This window comes from Brucella sp. RRSP16, from assembly GCF_052246815.1.
Lineage (GTDB): Bacteria > Pseudomonadota > Alphaproteobacteria > Rhizobiales > Rhizobiaceae > Brucella > Brucella intermedia.
The window spans coordinates 162936-184255 of sequence record NZ_JBQQAM010000008.1 but is presented as its reverse complement, the minus strand read 5'-3'; the positions used below and the strand labels follow the sequence as shown (position 1 = coordinate 184255).

Here is a 21320-nt window from a genome sequence, read left to right as displayed (position 1 = left end):
GCCTGTTCGAAAGGGTCTTATGTTTCCCATCATTGGAATGCGGGACCGTGTCCCGCGCAACTTCAGGATCAGCGGGAGAGAGCCCATGGCCCAACAGACCAAGCCCATCGAATTGTACTACTGGCCCACGCCGAATGGCTTCAAGATCAGCATCATGCTGGAAGAATTGGGCGTTCCCTATGAGGTTAAATATGTCAACATCGGCAAAGGCGATCAGTTTCAGCCCGACTTTTTGAAGATTGCTCCGAACAATCGCATGCCCGCCATCATCGACCCCGAAGGTCCGGGCGGCGAACCGATTTCGGTTTTCGAGTCCGGTGCAATCCTGCAATATCTCGGGCGCAAATTCGGCAAGTTCTATCCCACTGACGAGCGCAAGCGCGTGGCCGTCGATGAATGGCTGATGTGGCAGATGGGCGGCCTTGGCCCGATGTCGGGGCAGGCGGGGCATTTCCGTATCTACGCGCCGGAAAAAGTTCAGTACGGGATCGACCGCTATACCAACGAAGTCAATCGCCTTTATGGTGTGCTGAACAGGCAGCTGGAAGGCAAGGAATATATCGCGGGCGAATATTCGATTGCCGACATGGCCTCGCTAGGCTGGATCAACGCCTACAAGAACTATGACCAGAACCTTGATGATTTCCCGAACCTGAAGCGCTGGCATGAGACGATGAACGCTCGTCCCGCAGTGCAGCGCGGCCTGCTTGTGGGAAAAGAGGAGCGGGAGAAATCCAATCTGGCAACCGACAAGGAAGCCCAGAAAATTCTCTTCGGCCAGAAGGCACGCTGAGGCGGACATAGAAAGGGCGGCCCCGGGCCGCCCTTTTCGATTCCGATGCCGCCATTACTGGCGCGTGAGGCTCTCGCTCTTGCAGATCAGGCCGCCCATCACGCAGCCGGAAAGTGAGAGCGTGTTGCCTTTGACACTGGCCTTGCCGGTATAGGTCTTGCCTTCGTCGAGCTTGTTGACTTCACCCTTGTAGCTGCCCCCGGTGCCGGACATCGTGCCGATGGACTTGCCCTTGTACTCGCCCGTCTGCACCGTACCGCAAAACTTGTTGGCGCCGCAGGATGCATAGCTGATGACCGTACCGTTGGGGCGCTTCCACGTGCCGACAATTCCTTCCTCGGCAAGGGCAGGAGCGGCAAAAGTGGCTGCAAGCGTCATTCCAAGAATAAATGTGCGGATCATTCGTTCCTCCCAAGTCGCCGCTGGCCCGGCATTGCCGGTTGCAGCGATGAAACCGCTGTTCTGCGCTCTGAGGTTTGAAACAGAAGCCTCCTCGACCACCTGCCAAACTTACGCAAACGTAAACGTAATATAGTTTTTGACCGAGCGGAAGAGGATAGTTGCGCCTGCAAATCATCCGTGAAACAGCCTGCTTCTATACGGATGGCTGCGTTTGAATGCTGTCTATAGTTAGCAACTGGTTTCGTTCGACGAAGAGCATTTGAATCGAATTTTGCAAAATCCAGCAATCGGCGGCACTTGCATGTTTAACAAAATCCCAAGTTTACCCCTTGTTCGGATTTTGTTGGTCGCTCGTTAAGCATCCGATTTAACGTGCATTTCAACCCTTTCCCGTAGATTTGAGAGCATGAACGGAACGACAGAGACGGCAGTTTCAAAGCAATGAAATCAAGCTTTGAAAAAAAGACCGGACGGTTCTCGGGATTTAACAGGGACAAAAGAAAATGGCACAGTTTCAGAGCTTTACGAATAGGAACAGCGCAGTTGCACAGGATCGCATTCTTCTGGAAATGGGCATGAAATACGCTATCGGCCGTGATTGCGAGATCGACGTTGTGGAAGCCCACAAGTGGCTGAATATCGCCGCCATCCGCGGTAGCGAAAAAGCCGCCCGCATGCGCAACCAGGTAGCGGCTACGATGAGCAAGGGCGAACTGGCTGCAGCCCTGCGTGGCGCGCGCGAGTGGATGACCACCCACTGACGAGTTATCTTTTGTGACAAAAGCCGCCTTTCGGGCGGCTTTTTGTTGTTCAGCTTATGCCGAGATATCTACCGGGCTTGTGGTTAATCGCGATAATGAGGTTCATCGCAATGGCGCCGATCAGCGAAAGCAACATATTTTCCCACGGAATAAAGAACAGCGATGCCAGCATGATCACGCCATCGAGGCCGAGCTGAAACCAGCCTGCTCTTATCCCATAAGTATCCTGCAGATAGAGCGCGAGAATATTGACGCCGCCGACGCCGGAACGATGCCGGAATAGCGCCAGCACGCCCATGCCAATCAGCGTGCCGCCCATGAGTGCCGCGAAAAGCGGATGGACGCTTGAGAAATCGACGCTGAGCGGCATCAACCGGGCAAAGCCCGACATCATCGCCACCGCGACGAAAGTTCTGATGGTGAACGCCCAGCCCATCCGCCGCACGGCGAAATAATAGAACGGCAGATTGATCAGGAAATAAAGCAATCCGAATTCTGCGCCCGTCGCATACTGGATGAGGAGTGCAATGCCGGCGGTGCTGCCGGTCATCAGCCTGGCCTGGCTGTAAAGTGTAATGCCGAGCGCGATGAAGGATGAGCCGATCAGCATCGCCATCGCATCTTCATAGAGACGGTGGCGGTCGGGCGCGGCGGATTTTGACGCATCGATGAGCGGGGCGGCGTTATCAGCGATATCGGCCACGGGTAAACTCCAGAACAGCTAAAAGCCGGCAGGCCGGCAAAAAGATTACGGTGCCGGAAAGAAATCCGGTGTGGCATGCATTCGCGCTGTGCAGATGGCGAGGCCGTGGCACGCAGCGTAAAGTCTTGGGAGACGGCCAAATATAACAGTCGCCTCGGCCCTTCGCACCGCTTGAAATATTGTTATTTCGCGGTCGACTTTGTGGATTTGTCGCTATCGGAAGGGGGGATTGTTTTATTTTATTTCGCGCTTCACCCGCGACAGAAAGCGTTCCACTTCACGCGGGTTGCGCAAATGGTGCTTGACGAGGTGCGGGGGCGCCTTGTCCAGAAAGGCGAGCGCACGAATGCGCCCGTTCTTGCGATAGCCCGCCACCCATTTCAGGAAGTCCCAGTCGAAACGCTCCACGCAGTCTTTCGCCATATCCGGACGGGAGCGGCCATAGTGCTTTAGCGTCCTTTTCACGACTCGCCATAGCCGCCGTCCGGTCGATATATCGAGAAAAATGAGCATATCCGCTCGTGAGGCTCGATAATCCATAGTTTCGCTATGATTGCCTTCGAATATCCAAGCATCCTGATCTGTCGCTTCGATGGTGAGGCGACCGATCTCGTCACGCGGTCGCATCACCCAGCCGGGCTGCCAATAGAGGGTATCGATATGAACGACCGGCAAGCCGGTAATGTCGCCAAGCGCACGCGCAAGGCTTGATTTTCCGGAACCGGCACCGCCAATGATCATGATCCGCTTCGTCACCTGTCTCGTTCCCGGATTTTAACTCTGTTCGAATAAAAATCGGACATGAGGAGCGAAGTACTATAATTTTACTTCATGGCACCCGAATGACCATAACAAGCAAAGAAAGTCCGTTAGAAAATTTGTATTGGAGTTGAAGGTAATATTGCCCAGATGATTGACAGTCAACTTTGCGAGGCGCAATGTTGACGTATAAGCGGAACGGGTCAGAGCAACGACGACGTCTGCCGTTTTTCTATATTAGCAAGATCGCAAGGCATGAAACATGCCGGGTGATTGCAAGAGCTGCATTCGACAGGAGTGACAAGATGTCTATTCGATCCATCACAGCTATGGCCGGCACAGCCATTATCATGAGTGCCGCCGCATTCGCTTTTTCTTCGCCAGCCAATGCGCTGACGATGAAGGAATGTAGCGCAAAGTATCAATCGGCCAAGGATGCCGGTACGCTTGGCAACATGAAATGGAACGATTTCCGCAAGGCTCAGTGCGGTGACGACGCGGATGCCGCCGCAGCTCCGGCTGCGCCCGCAGCTGCTGCTCCGACCAAAAAGGCCGCCGCTGCACCTGCAGCAGACGATAGCGCCAAGGGCCTGACGATGAAGCAGTGCAGTGCCAAGTATCAGGCAGCGAAGGACGCCGGCACGGACAATGGCGCGAAGTGGAACGATTTCCGCAAGGCCGAGTGCGGCCCGGGCGCCGATCCGGTTGCGCTCAGCACGGACGGTAATTCCGAACCCGCGGCGCCGACGGTTGCTGCGCCGAAGGGCGTAAAGTTCCCGACCGCCGTATCGGCGAAGTATTCCAGTGAATCCGCTGGCAAGGCTCGTATGCACACCTGCCTCGAACAGTACCACGCTTTGAAGGACGCCAATGCGCTGGGCGGCCTGAAGTGGGTGCAGAAGGGCGGCGGTTATTACAGCCTCTGCAATGCACGCCTGAAGGGTAACTCCTGATTTGTTCGACGCATGAGAACGAGAAGGGGCCTTTCGGCCCCTTTTTATTTGGTTCTTGAGAACCAACCCGCGACTGCGACGATGAGCCAGCCAAGAATCATCAATGATCCACCAGTCGGTGCGGCCATGGGAAAAAGCCGGTCGCCCGTCATGTCGCGCATGAAGAGGTCGCCGCAGAACAAGGCGAGGCCGAGAGCGAGCAATGCCCCGCCCAGATAAGCGACGCGGCTTCCCGGTACAATCAGCGACAGCGCGAGGAAGGCAGGCGCATGGCCGAGAAGCAGCGGAGCAATGTTGCCCAGATGGTTCTCTCCTCCGTGGGCAGCTCCCGCATAAGCGGCAATCGCAAATGCGCCGCACGAGCCCGCAAGCGTGTTGAAAAGAATATTCTGAGGCCAGCTATCGGATCGTTTCTGCAATTTGACCTCCACCGTTCAGGCAGTTTCGCGAATGTCTGCGTGCTTGCGGGCATCTTCCAAAGCTGCGGGAAGGGCAGCCTCGAAAAGATCGAGCTGCTCTTCAACGCCGACACTCACGCGAATGCAGCGTTCCAGAACCGGAGCTCCGGGTTTGCGGACAAAAATGTCCCGCGCAATGAGCCCGTTGAGAACTGCCGTGGCAAACGCTCCATCCCTGCCGCAATCGATGGCGACAAAATTGGTGGCGGATGGAATGGCTGAAAGGCCATTGGCCTCGGCGATTTTAGCGATACGGTCCCGCCCGGCCTGTATTCTCGCAACCACGGCGTTCAGGTAGGCCTGGTCCTTGAGGGCAGCTATAGCTGCCGCCTGTGCAAGCCGGTTCACCGCGAAATGATCGCGAATCTTATCGAAGGATTTGATGGCTTCGGCACTGCCCACAACATAGCCGCACCGAATTCCGGCAAGGCCATAGGCTTTGGAGAAGGTGCGCATACGAAGGACGTTCTGGCGGTCGGTTTCGAAGGGCGGGAAAGCGGATGCAGGCCCTGTTTCACAATAGGCCTCATCGAGAATGAGCAGCGTGCTTTCCGGCACACGCTCGATGAAGGACTGGATATCCGAACCCTCATGCCAGGTCCCCATCGGGTTATCAGGGTTGGCGAGATACAAAATCGCTGCATCTTGCTTGCGCGCCGCATCAAGCAGGCCATTGAGGTCGGACTTGTCAGCGATATAGGGAACGGTGACCAGTTTGCCGCCATAACCGGCAACGTGGTAGTTGAAAGTCGGGTAGCCACCAAGCGAGTTGATGACCCTGTCGCCGTCCCGAACATATTGTCTGACCACAAGGCCAAGCAAAGCATCGACACCGGCTCCCGGCATGATATTTTCGGGCTTTACGCCGTGATGTGCCGCAATTGCGTGACGCAGCTCATAATTTTCAGGATCGCCGTACTTCCAGATCTCGCCTGCTTCGGCTTGAATAGCTTCGAGGACAGAAGGTGCAGGCCCAAAACTGCTCTCATTCGCGCCGATCCGCGCTTTGAATGGCTTTCCACGCTGCAACTCAAGCGTCTCGGGACCGGTAAATGGAACGGTAGACGGCAGGTTTGCAACGAGCGGTGTAAGGCGAGGCGATCCCATGACGATTTCCAGTCGATTCTCAGTCCTGTAAATGCGGACAAGTCGAGCGACCGATAATGCTGTCAGTCACCGCGCCTGTTCCGGTGAGAAAGGCATAGCAACTTGTATTGGCCGGTGCCATCACAATGATTCTGCGTCGGCTGAATAATCAAGCAACGATCAGGCTGGCAGACGTTCAACTGAGTTGAACTCCGGATCCACCCAAACTGAATGATCTGGACGCAGGTCCGAATATGGGCATCGCCATTATCACTGCCGCACCAACCCAGTTGGCCGTCAAATCCCCCACAGTGTTGAAGTCGCACCGGACGCATTTTGATCAGTTCGACGGAATGAATTCCAGCCGATAGCCGTCTCACATCTTCCGAAAACCGTTTCGCAGCTTTCCAAGGTGTTTCAATGGACTTCGAGCACTTTCACGCATGAATCGAGATCATGTGTCGCCAAATGCGCATAACGCATGGTCATCTGCAGAGTCTGATGGCCCAGCCACATCTGAACGCGACGGATATCGATCCCGCCCCGGACCAGACGGGAGGCACAGGTATGACGCAGAATATGCGGAACGACCTGATCGTCGGTGCCCAGCCCAACCTCCATCTTTGCCTCATTCCAGATCTGGCGGAACCGGACTTGATTGAGCATCGAGAAGGGACCTTTGAGCTTCTCATGCGGGATATGTGCTGCTTTTCGTGCACGCCGGGTGAGGGGGACAGTGCGACTACGATTCGACTTGGTGAGCCAGAATGTAACCCGCTGATCCTGAACATCGTTCCAGGTAACGCCGATCGCTTCACCCAGACGGCAACCCGTGTCGACAAGGAACAGGGAAAGCCGGTAGCTATCTTCGCAGCGCGATTTGATCGCGGCGAACAGGCGCTTTTCTTCCTCATATTCAAGGAATCGAATGCGTCCGACTCGCTCTTTCTGCCGGACGAACTCCGGTAAATTGAAGATATCTCCCATCTTGTGCGCCTTTCGCAGCAGCTTGCTCAGCGCAGCCATCTTTCTATTGATGGTTGCATTGCTGTTGCCGCGCTCACGGAGCGAACCGATAACGGAGTCAAGCATTTCCTGATCGAAACCTGAAAAGCGCTCGCCTTTCAGAATCTCGTCAATTTCGCCGAGAAACGACTTCACATTATACTTGTGCGACCCGTCATCCCACAGGATGTTGATGTATTTCCCCGTCAGTTCCGCCACCGAAAATTGTTCGACAAGCCGGTGGTTCGGACTTTTGCTGGATGTGTACTTTAAGTTGTAGTCGACTATCGGCGTAAACTTGTCGCCCATGTCGATCTTCGTTTCCCCAACGACGATCATTGCACGCCCCCCATAGCTTTATGAGACGCACAATTAATGAAATAATTCTCAGAGCACAAGATAAGTGAGCTAACTTTATGCGGAGACATGCTCGGACCTTTCTAAAAGACCGTGTTTGCCCCCAGCTTTGTGTCGTCCCCCGTCACTCCCCTCGGTTTTCGATCCTTTTCGAAATCCCCATCTCTAAGGGATCAAATTCACGCATTCGTGAGCATCGTTTCAAATGAATGTGCGCCAACGGTTTCCCGTTGGCGCTTTTCGCCTAAGCGTCGATCTGATTAGAACGAGCGCTGGAAGCGGACCATGCCCTGCCAAGCGTCTTCGCCCTTGAGGACCGAGTTCTTGTCTTCCCACTTGGTGTAGGAAACTTCTGGCGTGATGGTGAAGCCAGGAACCAGTTCGTAAGCAACGTTTGCGGTCGCGGCGAAGGTTTCAGAGTCGTCGTAAGCGAGCTGCAGGTTGAAGGTAGCCTTTTCGGTTGCCTTGTAAGCAGCGCCACCCCAGATAGCCCAGTCACCGCCCCACGTGCCGTAGAAGCTATTGATCTGGCGGATACCGCGGTCACGACCATTGGCGTCCGTGTAGACGTACTGATAGGTATCGTCGTTGGACTTGTAACCACCCATCACCCAGACCGAGAACTGATCGGTAACGTTGATGTCAGCGCGGATCTTACCAGCCCACTCCTCGTTGTAGGCGTCGTAAGCCGCAACACCAACGATCGAGCCCCAGCCGCCAGCATACTTCAGACCACCCACAACGTGTGGCATGTAGTCATCGATCTTGCCGGAGATGGTGTATTCTGCACCAGTATTCACGTCGCGATACGTGCCGGTGTCAACGTCAACAGTGTTGCCCTGTTCGAGCGACAGGATGGCCGAGAAGCCGTTGCCGCCGGTGAAGGTGTAGCTGATCAAGCCGGTGCGGTAGCCGCCAGCGAGGATCACGTCGTCGTTGATGACGTTGCCGAGGTAACCTGGGAAGGTCACGAAGGCCGATTCATCGAGACCGACGCGCAGGCCGCCGAGCTGGATGTAGCCGAAGCGCAGGGTGCCGGTCGAGCCAGAGTCAGCGCCGTCAGCCCATTGGAAACGCATTTCGGAGTAGGTCTTGAGGGTGCCGAGTTCGGTTTCCGAAGCCGTCGAAACCCTGAGGGCGAAACGAGCGAGCTTGGACCAAGTGTCACGGTCGGTATCGACGTCGCCGTTACGATCAGCGAAACCGCGGCCGTAAACATTGTCACCGCCGGTTGCATCGTAACGAACATAGCCATGGATACGCAGGCAGGTTTCGGTGCCTGGGATGTAGAAGTAGCCGGCGCCGTAAGCATCGCAGACGCGGACATATTCAACGGCTTCTGGCTCTGGCGCGACGATTGCGTCGGCAGCCTGAGCGCCGGAAGCTGCAACCAGAGCTGCAGCGGAGCCAAGGAGAAGGCTCTTGATGTTCATTTCTGACCTCCAGTCAAGAATCGGAGGTTTTGAAAATAAACTATATATTTCAATCGGTTGCCAGATTTCGGAATCCGAAGCGCAAAAAGTCAGGAAATTGGGGTCCAGTCGGTGGCGTGGCTGATATGGTGCGAAAAGGCACATAATCGCACGCCAAGAAGCGAATTAGGGTCTGATCTTGTGAGGGAATGTGCTTGGAGCAACTGGCGGAGAGGATGGGATTCGAACCCACGAGACCCTTATGAGGTCTACTCCCTTAGCAGGGGAGCGCCTTCGACCACTCGGCCACCTCTCCGGTAAGGGCGAGATAGCCGGTACGCTTTGTCATTTCAAGCGAATTGCGCGCCAACTGGCAAAATTTCCTGCGAATTATCGCTCTTTATATATACGCGATCAGGAATGTGCATGGAATCATTGGCTTTCGTCTGGCCCGGCGGTGTCGTTTTGCGGCGCATAAGAAGGAGAGATTCGCCCTGGTTTCGACCATTGTGGCGACCCATGACGATAGTCTGACATATTCTCCGCCTTTAACGCCATAAGTCGTGGATTCGCTTCCCCGAAGTGCGGCTGATGCCAAAAAACGCGTGTTTTCAAGCGTTAAGACCCGTTAATTCCCATTTACTCATGTTAATAAACCCTAAACCTCCTGCCCGGAAACGGGCAATTTCGTGTCTTTTCTGCAACAGAGCTCCCTCATAGAAGCACCAGAAAGGTTGGGAGAGTGCATTCGATGTTGAAACGAGAAAGCGGGCGAGTATCTTCACATCCAGAAGAAGGAGCGCTTCGGGGTGACTTTTTCAAAAGGGGATGGGGACAGGTTGTCCTTCAGCCAAATCAGAATGCCCAGACCCATTTTTAACTTTGACTGGAGGTCAGAAATGAACATCAAGAGCCTTCTCCTTGGCTCCGCTGCAGCTCTGGTTGCAGCTTCCGGCGCTCAGGCTGCCGACGCGATTGTAGCACCAGAACCAGAAGCTGTTGAATATGTCCGCGTTTGCGACGCATACGGCGCTGGCTACTTCTACATCCCAGGCACCGAAACCTGCCTGCGTATTCATGGCTACGTTCGTTACGACGCCAAGGGCGGCGACCGCGTTTACGCACGTGGCGCAGGTTCCTTTGATGAGCTTGGCCGCTATCGCATTGGCGACCTTGACCGCGACACCTGGGGCAAGAATGCCCGTGCAACGGTTCGCTTCTCGACCGCTTCGGAAACCGAACTCGGCACTCTGAAGACGTTCACTGAGCTGCGTTACAACTGGAACGGCGGCAGCGACGGTGCAGAAACGCACGATGGCACGTCTAACGAAAACAGCTCGCTCCGTTACGCTTACATCCAGCTCGGCGGCTTCCGCGTTGGTCTTGATGAATCGGCTTTCGTGACCTTCCCTGGTTACCTCGGCAACGTCATCAACGACGACGTGATCGCAGCTGGCGGCTACCGCACCAACCTCATCAGCTACACCTTCACCGGCGGCAACGGCTTCTCGGCCATCCTGTCGCTCGAAGAAGGCGGCAATGGCGACTCTGACGTAGACGTCACCATCAAGGACTACATGCCGCACGTTGTTGGCGGTCTGAAGTACGCTGGCGGCTGGGGTTCCATCGCAGCTGTTGCAGCTTACGACGCTCGTAACGAAGAATGGGCTGGTAAGGTCCGCGCTGACGTAAACGTTACCGACCGTTTCTCGGTCTGGGTAATGGGTGGATACAAGTCTAACGACGACACCTATGAATACGTTTACACGGATGCCAATGGTCGTGATCGCGGTATCCGCCTTTATGACAGCTTCTACGGCACCTGGGGCGGCGATTGGGCCGTTTGGGGCGGCGCAGCGTTCAAGGCAACCGAAAAGGCTACCTTCAACGTTCAGCTCGCTTACGAAGATGCAGAAACCTTCGCAGCAACCGCAAACGTTGCTTACGAACTGGTTCCTGGCTTCACCATCACCCCGGAAGTTTCCTACACCAAGTGGAACGACAAGAACTCCGTCCTCAAGGGCGAAGACGCTTGGCAGGGCATGGTTCGCTTCCAGCGCTCGTTCTAATCCTTCGGGATTGTTCAAAAAGAACCCGGCAGCATCGCTGCCGGGTTTTTTGTTTTTCGATTTTCGACGTTGTGATCTTGCTTTCACCGAAAACTCGGTCTTTGTACGGATAAGAAGACGATACGTGTTTCGTCGCTTCACCTCCCATCATTTCCAGCGTGGAGACGCCGCGATATGTTCAAATGGTTTTGGCCCGGCATAACATGGACCGCAGCGCTGACAGCGCTTGCGCTCTGGTTCGGGGCCGATCGGGTCGAGACGGATATTGCGACGCGGACCGGCGAAGCGCTTGCTCCATTCGTGTGGACGGGCTTCGATGTGGATGGCCGCGATGTGACGCTGAAGGGCATTGCCCCCGATCCAGCGGCGCAATCTGCCGCGCAGGATGCGCTGGCAAAGGTATGGGGGATTCGCGAGATCACAGATCTGACGAGTGTATTGCCGCTCGTGTCGCCCTATGCATTGCAGATAAGGAAGAGTGCTGACGGAATAGTCCTGTCCGGTTCAGTTCCGGATAATGATGTCAGAGACCGAATCATGACTGCCGCCGAAAGAGCGGCTCCGGGCATTCCGCTTGATGATCAAATGGCAGTGGGCCGCGGCAGCCCACCGAACTTCGCTGATTCGGTGGAGTTTGCCTTGCAACTTCTGTCGGGATTGCGGGAAGGGGAGATCGGGATTTCTGATCGCAATATTTCGATCAAGGGCAGCGCAGCAGACACGGCGAGCTATCAAAAGCTCCAGGCCCGATTGAATTCGCCGCTCCCTTTCGGCCTGACGGCCGGACAGGTGGAGATTGGCGAAGCCGAGCTTCGGCAGTGAGGCAGGCTGATCCGATTTGGAGTTCATCTCCGCCAGTTTTCTGTTCGGAATTGACAGCCCGCCTGTTCGGGCCTTTCCTTTCGCACTATGAATAGGCATAGCGGAGCATATGTTCCGTTTCCGGAATAGAAAGCGGACCTGACAATGCTTTATTTAGCTGTATCGTTTTGGCCGGTTCTCGTCATGTCGGTCCTGATCGGCGCGGTCGTGGGCTGGCTGACCGGTTCGAAGTAATGGTTGCAAATTTGGGGCAGGGAAAATTGACGGTGACTATGTTCGCCGGGCTTGAGTAATTTGGAGTACGAGGAAACCATATGCCGTTGCTGATTGTTCAACTGGCTGTTCTTGTTGCCGTCGCTTTTATTATCGGGTGCCTTCTGGGCCGCTTCGTGAGGCGGAGAAATGCTGCTGTCCCCGATCGCGAACGCACGATCATTGCCGCAGCACGTGCGACATTGCCAGTCGATGAGAAGCCGGAAACGCCCAAGGAAGCTGCAGCACCGGCTGAAGCCGAAGAGCCCAAGGCTGCAACACAGCCTAGCGAACCGGAGACGATTCCGGTCAAAGCCGTACCCGAGGCAGAAGTCGTTGGAAGTTGGCCCTTGGAGGCCGAAAGCCCTGACGCAGATGCGGAACCGGTTCTCGATCCGGGCCGTCCAGAGCTTCTTGAAGCTGCGCGTCGTGGAAAAGCCGACGATCTGACCGTCATAAAAGGTATCGGCAAGGCTGTTCAGGATTTGCTCAACGGTATCGGCGTATTTCACTATGACCAGATTGCCAGCTGGAACGATGAAGAATCGCGCTGGATTGAGCGAAATATTGGTTTCCCGCGCCGCGTGGAGCGCGAGGATTGGATCGGGCAAGCTGCGAAACTGGCAAATGCAGCGAACAAAGCCAGCGCCAAGCAGGCGGACAAGCCCCGTAAGGCGGCGGCCAAAACCAAGCCGCGACGGACAAAAAAAGCAGGCGAGTAGCCTGCTTTTTCTTTGTCTTGTATTTTCGCTTGGAGCATTTCCAGCAAAAGTGTGAAACGGTTTTGCGTTGGATAATGCGATAAAGTAAATAGTTAGAGCGGTTCAGGCGCTTCTGTTAAACAGGAACCACTCTAACGGCGACCGTGGATCAGGTCAGCCTGAATATCGGCGCTGCCCGTCAGGCGAGCCTTATATACCTCGTAGTTTTCCATCACGCGCTGAACATAGTTCCGCGTTTCCGAATAGGGAATGCGCTCGATCCAGTCCACGACCTGATCGATAGACTTCCCACGCGGATCGCCGTATTTTTCGACCCATTCCGATGCGCGCCTGGGGCCGGCATTGTAACCGGCGAAGGTGAGCACATAGGAACCGTTGAAACGGTCGAGCTGTTCTCCGAGGAAGTGGGCGCCAAGCGTCGCGTTGTAGCCTGCATCCGTCGTGAGACGCGGCGCGGAGAAGCTCATGCCGTTACGGGTCGCCACGCTTTTCGCTGTTGCGGGCATCAATTGCAGGAGGCCGCGTGCACCGGCCTTTGAAACGGCACCGACGTTGAATTCGCTTTCCTGTCGCGCGATTGCATAGGCGAGCGCCTTGCCGGACCCACTTATATTGGCGGTAGCAGGAATTGCACCGAGCGGATGTGACAGAGCGCCGACATCGAGACCACGCAACGCAGCGGTTTTGCCGACGCGCAGCGCCAGATAATGATTTTCGTTGCGTTCGGCCATGACCGCTAGCAGGGCCAGTTCGCCCACACTGTCGAGTTCCTGCGAAAGCTGGTTATAGAGCGCGGTTGCACGATTACTATAGCCGACCTGTTCCAGCCGCTTGATTGCCTGCACAGCAGGGCGACCGGCAAAGCGCGTACGATCCGCGTCGGTCGGTTTCGGATAAATGAGTTCGGGTGCCTTTTCGTTCAGCTTGGCTGCTGAAAGCTGTCCGTAGAAGGTCGTGCCGAAATGAGCGGAGCGACGATAAAAGTCCCGCGCATCGCCGCCACTGCCCGCCTCAGCCGACCGACCGAGCCAGTAGAATGCCCGTGAGGCGGAAATGGGACGCGAGGAAATTTCCGCGATCCTTGCGAAATGCGGTGCAGCCGTCTTTGGCTGGTTCAGGGCGCGGAGCGCATACCACCCGGCATGAAATTCAGCTTCTGCCGCCATTGTCGGGGATTCGGCTGCGTGAGTCGAAACCACCTTGTAGGCGAGTTGCGGCTTGCCCTGATCAAGCAGTTCCCGCGACAGGATACGCCGCTCCACCCACCAGGCATCCGGATCGACCAGTGCCGAGGCCTGACGCGGCGCTTTCAGCATGAGGTCCGTTGCTTCGTTGTAGCGTTCGGCGCGACGCAAATAACGAATCTTCAGGAACTGGTAGGCGGCATTGCCCTGCCAGCTGCGGTCGACATCCGCTATCGCCTCGGCGGCGTTCGGAGATTTTTGTGCAACTGCCGCAAAGGCGTTGTAGAGCGATTGAGCCTGCGCCGGACCTGCAAGCAATTTTGCCGATTGCATGCGGTCATTATAGAGAGAGCGCAGAATACGGCGCTGATGGTCCTCACGGGTCAGGACGCCCGAGAACTCTTTCAGGATCTTTTGCTCGTCATCGGCAGAAAGGCGCTGCGTAGCCCACCATGGTGAAAGCAACTCACGCGCTTTGCCAGCATTGCCGGAGCCGACATAGGCGCGGGCGAGTACGATCATGCCTTCGGTCGTTTGTGGGCGCCTGTTGCCAAACGTGGCGATGACCGTGGCGGGAGCAGGATTTTCCTTGAAGAGGGCCCGTTCCGAATTGCTGCGCAGAGCCGACATTCCCGGCCAGCCGCGAAGATCCGTCGCTGCGGCAGCAATTTCCGCACTCGGCACACCGTCGAGGCCCGAAGTCGCAATCGCCCAGGTCAGGATCTGGCGGTCGAGCGACCCATGCGGCATGGCGTTGCGAAACGCGATCGCACTTGCTGCATCACGAGAAGAAAGAGCATCGAGCCCGCTTTTCAGCGTTCCGCCGATGGTGGCCGGATTTTCTACGCGGCCGACCGCCGATGTCACAAGCGGGTCGGGCGTAGCCGGACGGGGTTTCGGCGTCACCAGATTCATCGGCGACTGATGTGTCGCGGTCGGCGCAAACGGGCGCGCGAGCGGGGTTGGAATATCCGACGGCAGCGACGATTGCGCGAGCGAAATCATCGGCTGCAAGGCAGCCGCAACAAAGCAACTCGCGAGGAGTGCTCTTTTCTTTAGGGATATCGCTGCGGCTTCTTTTGACATTGGCTAACTAGAACAAAGACTTGGTTGATGCGCAATATGTTGTTGAAATCAGGCTTTTCTTAGCCGGGCTTTTTGCCGCCGATTTCTCCTTCGAGGTTAGGCTCAAGGAATGAATCTATCCTTAACAAAGTGTTATCTGCGAGCTCTGCCTGACACAGCTACTCCGTGACGTTTGATGTTCCTTTAAACAATCCCGGTGTATCATCGGCAGTGCACGGAACCGGCAACAAATTTTGCCGCAAAACTGCCGCATTGCGCCTGTTTTGCCAGCATACCCCGCTTGCTCCACTCGTGCTGCAAGACTATTGTGCAACGCCTCGACCCGGTCACATGCCCAAGATGACTGGGGAATGAGGTCCCGTCTTTCTTTTTTCAGGAGTTCACTAATGCTGAAGGGCTCAATTACCGCGCTTGTCACGCCATTCGATTCCGAAGGAGCGTTCGACGAGAAAGCCTTTCGCGCATTTGTAAACTGGCAGATCGAAGAAGGTACCAAAGGACTGGTTCCGGTCGGCACGACCGGCGAAACGCCGACTCTTTCGCATGACGAGCACAAGCGCGTCATCGAGGTTTGCATCGAAGTTGCGGCTGGCCGCGTTCCGGTCATTGCCGGTGCCGGTTCCAACAATACGGTGGAAGCGATCGAACTGGCGCAGCACGCCGAAAAGGCCGGTGCCGATGCCGTTCTCGTCGTCACGCCTTATTACAACAAGCCGAACCAGCGTGGCCTTTACGAACATTTCTCGCGCGTGGCCCGCTCGATCTCTATTCCACTCATCATCTACAACATTCCGGGTCGTTCGGTCATCGACATGACGCCCGAAACGATGGGCGCCCTTGTTCGCGACCACAAGAACATCGTGGGCGTCAAGGATGCCACCGGCAAGATCGAGCGCGTTTCGGAACAGCGCGCAGCCTGCGGCAAGGACTTCATCCAGCTTTCCGGTGAAGACGCCACTGCGCTCGGCTTCAACGCCCATGGTGGGGTAGGGTGCATTTCGGTGACGTCCAATATCGCGCCGCGTCTTTGCGCCGAATTCCAGGATGCATGTCAGGCGGGCGATTTCGCCAGGGCGCTTGAATTGCAGGATCGCCTCATGCCGTTGCACAAGGCGCTCTTCATCGAGCCGAATCCGTCGGGTCCGAAATATGCCCTGTCGCGACTTGGCCGCGTGGAAAATGCACTGCGTTCGCCGATGGTGACGGTTGAAGCCGCGACGGCAGAGAAGATCGATCAGGCCATGAAACATGCGGGTCTGATCAACTGACCTGCAAACTTTGCCGCTTGCGCTGATTTTTACGCTCCCGTAGCTTCGGGAGCGTTTTCATTTCAGGCATTGCACATTATATGGTGCCATCATGAACAAGCCTAAGAATTCTCCCGTGCGCAAGATCATCGCGGAAAACCGCAAGGCGCGCTTCAATTTTGAAATCCTCGATACGCTCGAAGCCGGTCTCGTTTTGACAGGCACCGAGGTTAAGTCGTTGCGCGCCAATCAGTCCAACATAGCGGAAAGCTATGCGAGCTTTGAAAATGGCGAGTTCTGGCTCATCAATTCCTATATTCCGGAATATACGCAGGGCAATCGCTTCAACCATGAGCCGCGGCGCCTGCGCAAGCTGCTCATCAGCAAGCGTGAAATGTCCCGCCTGTTCAATTCCGTGTCCCGGGAAGGGATGACCGTGGTGCCGTTGAAGCTCTACTTCAATGATCGTGGCCGCGCGAAGCTGGAACTGGCGCTGGCGCGAGGCAAGAAGACTCACGACAAGCGCGAGACCGAAAAGAAGCGCGACTGGAATCGCGAAAAGGCTCGCTTGCTGCGGGACCGCGGTTGAGCACCGGGATGTAGAAAGAGCGCCTCAGGCGCTCTTTTGATTCAGATAATCACGCACATTCCGGAACACGGTGCGGAACATGGCATCCGTCAGTCGCCCGGTATTCGTATTATAGCGTGAGCAGTGATAGCTGGAAAAAATACGCAAGGTGCCAATGTCGCTTGCCCTGTCGTGGCCGAAGGGGTGCCGCGCAACCGGCGCGCCGAGTGCACGAACGGTCGATTGATGCGCGATCGTTCCCAGCGTAACGACGGCTTGCAGATTGGGAAACCGGGTCAGCATCGGCGACAGGAACTGACGGCAATTATTGATCTCGGAGCCGATTGGCTTGTTTTCCGGCGGGACGCAGCGTACCGCGTTGACGATGCTGGCATCCAGCAGCCGCAGGCTGTCGTCCGGACGTGCATCGAACTTGCCGGTCGCAAATCCGAATTCGCACAGAGTGCTATAGAGAAGATCGCCGGCATAATCGCCGGTAAAGGGACGCCCGGTCCGGTTGGCGCCGCGCAGGCCCGGTGCCAGACCCACAATCAGGAGCCGGACATCGGCGTCATCTGCCGGAAGAAATGGAGGAACCGGGGCGTTGTGCCACGACGGCTCCTTGCGCCGCCATTCTTGCAGAAAGGCGTGCAGCCGCGGGCAGATGTGACAGTTGGGAGATGGTTCGGAAATCATGCCCTTGCATGAACCGGCTCGACGGTGGCGTCAATAGCTCTCGTCGAGATCATCATCCTGACGGCGCGGCGGACGTTCTGATGGATCGCGGCCGATCTCGGCCTTGAGCGAGACCAGATCGATGAAATGATCGGCTTGGCGGCGCAGCTCATCCGAAATCATGGCTGGCTGGGTGGTGAGGGTCGAGACGACCGAAACCTTGCGGCCCTTGCGCTGAAGAGCTTCAGCGAGCGACCGGAAATCGCCATCGCCAGAGAAAATAACGAAATGGTCAACTGTATCGGTAAGCTGCATGGCATCAACCGTCAGTTCGATATCCATGTTGCCCTTCACCTTGCGGCGTCCGGTGGAATCGGTGAATTCCTTGGCAGCCTTGGTGACGACCTTGTAGCCATTGTAATCCAGCCAGTCGATCAGCGGGCGGATCGAGGAATATTCCTGATCTTCAACAAGGGCAGTGTAATAATAAGCGCGGAGCAGATAGCCACGCTTTTGAAACGCTTTCAAAAGCTTCCGATAATCAATATCGAACCCCAAGGTCTTGGAGGCGGCGTATAAATTGGCGCCATCAATAAAAAGCGCAATCTTTTCACGAGAATCGAACATCGTGCAATATATCCACTCTACGGCCGGACGGGAGTGGACCGGCGACCGCTTATTCAGTTTGTTTTCTAAACGGCGGGTGGTATCGAAATTTACCAGTGCGTTTATTGCCTTCTAAGGACATATCACAGAAAAACAAGCAACCATTGGTTGTTATTTGCCCCCACTAAATTACCAGTAAGGGAGTCTTGTCTCAGTAATCGCGTTCGAGATTATAAAATATTGTGCCGTTTTGACGCGCCGCCGTGTTTTATGAGGCGAATCCATGAAATTGACGTTGTTTTGGCAGATTTCAATGCGGCGATGCACGAGCAATTCCGCTTTTGCTTGTAATTTGGCTCCACACGCGTTATGTGGGGAAAAATCCATTAAAGTTCGAGAAATGAAAGGGACCGCGCATGGCCCGCGTCACTGTTGAGGACTGCGTAGATAAGGTCGAGAACCGTTTTGAGCTGGTTCTGCTGGCTGGTCACCGTGCTCGCCAGATTTCCCAGGGTGCACAGATCACCATCGACCGCGACAACGACAAGAATCCCGTCGTTGCCCTGCGCGAAATCGCCGACGAAACCCTGTCGCCGGACGATCTGAAGGAAGACCTTATCCACTCGCTGCAGAAGCATGTGGAAGTCGATGAGCCGGAAGCGGCTGCACCTGCACAAATCGCCTCTTCGTCTGAAGACGTCGCGGAAGGCATTGCAGAAGCCGCTGAGGAAGATGTGGTTGCTTTCGACCGCATGTCGGAAGAAGAACTGCTCGCTGGCATCGAAGGCCTCGTTGCGCCTGAGAAGAACGACGATTTCTGATCGTCCTCTGGGTTAATTCTTTTTGCATGCGCTGCGACTTTCCGGTCGTGGCGCATGTTTTTATGCGCCGGTGACAACCTGAACTATCGGTTGCGATTTTCGGAAAGGCGGGCGCGCAGCTTCGGTGGGTGGAGGCATCCTTTGTGCGTCGAGTGGACGCGCACCCCTTTAATGACGAGCCATTTCCGCCGGAAATTAATATTGTTGGCAGAAAATCAAACCTGAATGTCGAGAATTGTTCGATTTTCGGCGATTTTGGGTCAGAATGCCCGATATGTTGCCGCGTATGCATGCAAGTATCGGTTTCCAAAGGGAGTTTTCGTAGATGATGCGCCAATATGAGCTTGTGGAGCGTGTACAGCGATACAAGCCTGACGTGAATGAGGCGCTTCTTAATAAGGCATATGTCTATGCCATGCAAAAGCATGGCAGTCAGAAACGTGCTTCCGGCGATCCCTATTTTTCCCATCCTCTCGAAGTCGCCGCGATCCTCACCGATATGCATCTCGACGAAGCGACGATTGCGATCGCCCTTCTGCATGATACGATTGAAGACACGACGGCAACCCGACAGGAAATCGACCAGCTTTTCGGCCCCGAAATCGGCAAGCTTGTTGAAGGGCTGACCAAGCTCAAGAAGCTCGACCTCGTTTCAAAGAAGGCTGTGCAGGCGGAAAACCTCCGCAAGCTGCTTCTGGCGATTTCCGAAGATGTGCGCGTGCTTCTCGTCAAGCTGGCGGATCGTCTGCACAATATGCGCACGCTAGGCGTTATGCGGGAAGACAAGCGCCTGCGCATCGCCGAGGAAACGATGGATATCTATGCGCCGCTTGCTGGCCGCATGGGTATGCAGGACATGCGCGAAGAGCTTGAGGAACTTGCTTTCCGCTACATCAACCCGGATGCGTGGCGCGCGGTCACGGATCGTCTGGCAGAACTTCTGGAAAAGAATCGCGGCCTTCTGCAGAAGATCGAGAAGGACCTGTCCGAGATTTTCGAGAAACACGGCATCAAGGCCAGTGTGAAGAGCCGCCAGAAAAAGCCCTGGTCCGTCTTCCGCAAGATGGAAACAAAGGGGCTGTCGTTCGAGCAGCTTTCCGACATTTTCGGCTTCCGTGTCATGGTGGATACGGTGCAGGATTGTTATCGGGCGCTTGGTCTTATCCATACGACATGGTCGATGGTTCCGGGCCGGTTCAAGGATTATATCTCCACGCCAAAGCAGAACGATTACCGGTCGATCCACACCACTATCATCGGTCCGTCGCGCCAACGTGTCGAGTTGCAGATTCGCACGCGCGAAATGGATGAGATTGCTGAATTTGGTGTCGCCGCCCACTCGATCTACAAGGATCGCGGCAGCGCGAACAATCCGCACAAGATCTCCACCGAGACCAATGCTTATGCATGGTTGCGCCAGACCATCGAGCAGCTTTCCGAAGGCGACAATCCGGAAGAATTTCTCGAACATACCAAGCTTGAGCTTTTTCAGGATCAGGTCTTCTGCTTCACGCCCAAAGGCCGTCTCATCGCCTTGCCGCGCGGCGCGACCCCAATCGATTTCGCCTATGCCGTTCATACCGATATTGGCGACAGCTGCGTCGGGGCGAAGGTCAATGGCCGCATCATGCCGCTGATGACGGAGCTGAAGAACGGTGACGAAGTGGATATCATCCGTTCCAAGGCACAGGTTCCTCCTGCGGCCTGGGAATCGCTTGTCGCGACCGGCAAGGCGCGCGCCGCCATCCGCCGTGCAACGCGCTCGGCAGTCCGCAAGCAATATTCGGGACTGGGCATGCGCATTCTCGAACGCGCTTTCGAGCGGGCCGGAAAGCCATTCAGCAAGGATATCCTGAAGCCGGGGCTGCCCCGTCTGGCGCGCAAGGATGTCGAGGACGTGCTGGCCGCAGTCGGCCGCGGTGAACTGCCGTCGACCGATGTCGTCAAGGCTGTTTATCCCGACTATCAGGATACCCGCGTGACCTCCCAGAACAACCCGGCGAAGACCGGCGAGAAGGGCTGGTTCAACATCCAGAACGCAGCCGGCATGATATTCAAGGTGCCGGAGGGCAGTGAGGACGCGACAAAGTCCGATGCCGACACCGCGCCGAAACCGGGGAAAAAGGCATTGCCGATTCGCGGCACCAATTCGGACCTGCCGGTGCGCTTTGCCCCCGAGGGCGCCGTGCCCGGCGACCGTATCGTCGGTATTCTTCAGCCGGGCGCCGGCATCACGATCTATCCGATCCAGTCACCCGCGCTGACAGCCTATGACGATCAGCCGGAGCGCTGGATCGATGTGCGCTGGGACATTGATGAGCAGATGAGCGAGCGTTTCCCTGCGCGTGTCAGCGTGTCGGCCATCAACTCGCCGGGCTCGCTGGCCGAGATTGCGCAGATCGTGGCGGCCAACGACGCGAATATTCACAATCTTTCCATGGTGCGCACCGCACCGGATTTCACCGAGATGATTATCGATGTCGAGGTTTGGGACCTCAAGCATCTCAACCGTATCATTTCCCAATTGAAAGAAAGCGCGAGCGTCAGCGGCGCGAAACGCGTGAACGGATAGGACTAAG

The 21320-nt window shown here is 55.9% G+C and carries 20 protein-coding genes and 1 tRNA gene; 10 read left to right on the top strand and 11 right to left on the bottom strand.

Annotation, left to right across the window (positions count from 1 at the left end; genetic code table 11):
- Positions 1-85 precede the first annotated feature (85 nt).
- Positions 86-793 carry a glutathione binding-like protein gene (locus ACS5UA_RS14595; RefSeq protein WP_443101457.1) on the top strand — a complete coding sequence of 236 codons (708 nt, stop codon included), beginning with the start codon at positions 86-88 and terminating at the stop codon, positions 791-793.
- A gap of 54 nt (positions 794-847) precedes the next feature.
- Here ACS5UA_RS14595 and ACS5UA_RS14590 read toward each other — a convergent pair whose 3' ends face one another.
- Complete coding sequence (locus tag ACS5UA_RS14590) at positions 848-1195, bottom strand: DUF2147 domain-containing protein (protein WP_112701534.1); 348 nt, start codon at positions 1193-1195, stop codon at positions 848-850.
- Between the two features lie 503 nt (positions 1196-1698).
- Between ACS5UA_RS14590 and ACS5UA_RS14585 the strand changes: the two genes are divergently transcribed.
- A complete protein-coding gene (locus ACS5UA_RS14585) occupies positions 1699-1956 on the top strand; it encodes a sel1 repeat family protein (protein WP_443101456.1) in 258 nt (85 codons plus the stop codon).
- A 49-nt stretch (positions 1957-2005) separates the two neighbouring features.
- Here ACS5UA_RS14585 and ACS5UA_RS14580 read toward each other — a convergent pair whose 3' ends face one another.
- Positions 2006-2659 (bottom strand): YitT family protein, encoded by a 654-nt coding sequence (locus ACS5UA_RS14580; protein WP_443101455.1) that lies wholly within the window; start codon positions 2657-2659, stop codon positions 2006-2008.
- A gap of 234 nt (positions 2660-2893) precedes the next feature.
- The gene (locus ACS5UA_RS14575) at positions 2894-3415 is read right to left on the bottom strand and encodes a DNA topology modulation protein FlaR (RefSeq protein WP_443101454.1); all 522 of its coding nucleotides are present in this window, start codon (positions 3413-3415) and stop codon (positions 2894-2896) included.
- Positions 3416-3723: 308 nt separating this feature from the next.
- Between ACS5UA_RS14575 and ACS5UA_RS14570 the strand changes: the two genes are divergently transcribed.
- Positions 3724-4371 (top strand): antifreeze protein, encoded by a 648-nt coding sequence (locus ACS5UA_RS14570; RefSeq protein WP_443101453.1) that lies wholly within the window; start codon positions 3724-3726, stop codon positions 4369-4371.
- A 44-nt stretch (positions 4372-4415) separates the two neighbouring features.
- Here the strand turns inward: ACS5UA_RS14570 and ACS5UA_RS14565 are convergent, their stop codons facing one another.
- From ACS5UA_RS14565 to ACS5UA_RS14545, 5 genes are all read right to left on the bottom strand, one after another.
- A complete protein-coding gene (locus ACS5UA_RS14565; protein WP_443101452.1) occupies positions 4416-4790 on the bottom strand; it encodes a DUF423 domain-containing protein in 375 nt (124 codons plus the stop codon).
- A gap of 15 nt (positions 4791-4805) precedes the next feature.
- On the bottom strand, positions 4806-5936 hold the full coding sequence (locus ACS5UA_RS14560; protein WP_443101451.1) for a pyridoxal phosphate-dependent aminotransferase: 1131 nt from the start codon (positions 5934-5936) through the stop codon (positions 4806-4808).
- A 396-nt stretch (positions 5937-6332) separates the two neighbouring features.
- The gene (locus ACS5UA_RS14555) at positions 6333-7259 is read right to left on the bottom strand and encodes a tyrosine-type recombinase/integrase (RefSeq protein WP_113341866.1); all 927 of its coding nucleotides are present in this window, start codon (positions 7257-7259) and stop codon (positions 6333-6335) included.
- 278 nt (positions 7260-7537) lie between these two features.
- On the bottom strand, positions 7538-8710 hold the full coding sequence (locus tag ACS5UA_RS14550) for a porin (protein WP_187963323.1): 1173 nt from the start codon (positions 8708-8710) through the stop codon (positions 7538-7540).
- Positions 8711-8914: 204 nt separating this feature from the next.
- Positions 8915-9005: transfer RNA gene (locus ACS5UA_RS14545), tRNA-Ser, on the bottom strand.
- Between the two features lie 583 nt (positions 9006-9588).
- Between ACS5UA_RS14545 and ACS5UA_RS14540 the strand changes: the two genes are divergently transcribed.
- The 3 genes from ACS5UA_RS14540 to ACS5UA_RS14530 all read left to right on the top strand — a co-directional run bounded on the left by ACS5UA_RS14540 (position 9589) and on the right by ACS5UA_RS14530 (position 12554).
- Complete coding sequence (locus ACS5UA_RS14540) at positions 9589-10758, top strand: porin (protein ID WP_443101450.1); 1170 nt, start codon at positions 9589-9591, stop codon at positions 10756-10758.
- A 174-nt stretch (positions 10759-10932) separates the two neighbouring features.
- On the top strand, positions 10933-11580 hold the full coding sequence (locus ACS5UA_RS14535) for a BON domain-containing protein (protein WP_443101449.1): 648 nt from the start codon (positions 10933-10935) through the stop codon (positions 11578-11580).
- 314 nt (positions 11581-11894) lie between these two features.
- Positions 11895-12554: a 50S ribosomal protein L21 gene (locus ACS5UA_RS14530; RefSeq protein ID WP_443101448.1), complete on the top strand. Its 660-nt coding sequence runs from the start codon at positions 11895-11897 to the stop codon at positions 12552-12554.
- A gap of 131 nt (positions 12555-12685) precedes the next feature.
- Here the strand turns inward: ACS5UA_RS14530 and ACS5UA_RS14525 are convergent, their stop codons facing one another.
- Entirely contained in the window at positions 12686-14743 is a 2058-nt protein-coding gene (locus ACS5UA_RS14525; RefSeq protein ID WP_443101485.1) for a lytic transglycosylase domain-containing protein, read from the bottom strand.
- Between the two features lie 467 nt (positions 14744-15210).
- On the opposite strand from ACS5UA_RS14525, the gene dapA reads away from it, so the two are divergent.
- Positions 15211-16092 (top strand): 4-hydroxy-tetrahydrodipicolinate synthase, encoded by an 882-nt coding sequence (dapA, locus tag ACS5UA_RS14520; protein ID WP_443101447.1) that lies wholly within the window; start codon positions 15211-15213, stop codon positions 16090-16092.
- 91 nt (positions 16093-16183) lie between these two features.
- Positions 16184-16660, top strand: a complete 477-nt coding sequence (smpB, locus tag ACS5UA_RS14515) for an SsrA-binding protein SmpB (protein ID WP_006466376.1) — start codon at positions 16184-16186, stop codon at positions 16658-16660.
- Positions 16661-16684: 24 nt separating this feature from the next.
- On the opposite strand, the gene ACS5UA_RS14510 is transcribed toward smpB, so the two are convergent.
- Both ACS5UA_RS14510 and ACS5UA_RS14505 read right to left on the bottom strand, forming a co-directional pair.
- The gene (locus tag ACS5UA_RS14510; protein WP_443101446.1) at positions 16685-17335 is read right to left on the bottom strand and encodes a uracil-DNA glycosylase; all 651 of its coding nucleotides are present in this window, start codon (positions 17333-17335) and stop codon (positions 16685-16687) included.
- 30 nt (positions 17336-17365) lie between these two features.
- The gene (locus tag ACS5UA_RS14505) at positions 17366-17941 is read right to left on the bottom strand and encodes a LabA-like NYN domain-containing protein (protein ID WP_006466378.1); all 576 of its coding nucleotides are present in this window, start codon (positions 17939-17941) and stop codon (positions 17366-17368) included.
- Positions 17942-18336: 395 nt separating this feature from the next.
- Here ACS5UA_RS14505 and rpoZ point away from each other — a divergent pair, with 395 nt between their 5' ends.
- Together rpoZ and ACS5UA_RS14495 are read left to right on the top strand one after the other, a co-directional pair.
- Positions 18337-18741 carry a DNA-directed RNA polymerase subunit omega gene (gene rpoZ, locus ACS5UA_RS14500; protein ID WP_022569110.1) on the top strand — a complete coding sequence of 135 codons (405 nt, stop codon included), beginning with the start codon at positions 18337-18339 and terminating at the stop codon, positions 18739-18741.
- Between the two features lie 325 nt (positions 18742-19066).
- Positions 19067-21313, top strand: coding sequence for a RelA/SpoT family protein (locus tag ACS5UA_RS14495; protein ID WP_006466380.1), 2247 nt, complete (start codon positions 19067-19069; stop codon positions 21311-21313).
- Positions 21314-21320: the final 7 nt, after the last annotated feature.

Bases quoted from the DNA above. Each gene is read 5' to 3' on its own strand.
- dapA (WP_443101447.1), top strand. From the start codon at position 15,211: ATGCTGAAGGGCTCAATTACCGCGCTTGTCACGCCATTCGATTCCGAA.
- ACS5UA_RS14555 (WP_113341866.1), bottom strand. From the start codon at position 7,259: ATGATCGTCGTTGGGGAAACGAAGATCGACATGGGCGACAAGTTTACG.
- ACS5UA_RS14535 (WP_443101449.1), top strand. From the start codon at position 10,933: ATGTTCAAATGGTTTTGGCCCGGCATAACATGGACCGCAGCGCTGACA.
- ACS5UA_RS14540 (WP_443101450.1), top strand. From the start codon at position 9,589: ATGAACATCAAGAGCCTTCTCCTTGGCTCCGCTGCAGCTCTGGTTGCA.
- ACS5UA_RS14505 (WP_006466378.1), bottom strand. From the start codon at position 17,941: ATGTTCGATTCTCGTGAAAAGATTGCGCTTTTTATTGATGGCGCCAAT.
- ACS5UA_RS14560 (WP_443101451.1), bottom strand. From the start codon at position 5,936: ATGGGATCGCCTCGCCTTACACCGCTCGTTGCAAACCTGCCGTCTACC.
- smpB (WP_006466376.1), top strand. From the start codon at position 16,184: ATGAACAAGCCTAAGAATTCTCCCGTGCGCAAGATCATCGCGGAAAAC.
- ACS5UA_RS14595 (WP_443101457.1), top strand. From the start codon at position 86: ATGGCCCAACAGACCAAGCCCATCGAATTGTACTACTGGCCCACGCCG.
- rpoZ (WP_022569110.1), top strand. From the start codon at position 18,337: ATGGCCCGCGTCACTGTTGAGGACTGCGTAGATAAGGTCGAGAACCGT.
- ACS5UA_RS14570 (WP_443101453.1), top strand. From the start codon at position 3,724: ATGTCTATTCGATCCATCACAGCTATGGCCGGCACAGCCATTATCATG.
- ACS5UA_RS14590 (WP_112701534.1), bottom strand. From the start codon at position 1,195: ATGATCCGCACATTTATTCTTGGAATGACGCTTGCAGCCACTTTTGCC.
- ACS5UA_RS14550 (WP_187963323.1), bottom strand. From the start codon at position 8,710: ATGAACATCAAGAGCCTTCTCCTTGGCTCCGCTGCAGCTCTGGTTGCA.
- ACS5UA_RS14510 (WP_443101446.1), bottom strand. From the start codon at position 17,335: ATGATTTCCGAACCATCTCCCAACTGTCACATCTGCCCGCGGCTGCAC.
- ACS5UA_RS14585 (WP_443101456.1), top strand. From the start codon at position 1,699: ATGGCACAGTTTCAGAGCTTTACGAATAGGAACAGCGCAGTTGCACAG.
- ACS5UA_RS14525 (WP_443101485.1), bottom strand. From the start codon at position 14,743: ATGATTTCGCTCGCGCAATCGTCGCTGCCGTCGGATATTCCAACCCCG.
- ACS5UA_RS14495 (WP_006466380.1), top strand. From the start codon at position 19,067: ATGATGCGCCAATATGAGCTTGTGGAGCGTGTACAGCGATACAAGCCT.
- ACS5UA_RS14530 (WP_443101448.1), top strand. From the start codon at position 11,895: ATGCCGTTGCTGATTGTTCAACTGGCTGTTCTTGTTGCCGTCGCTTTT.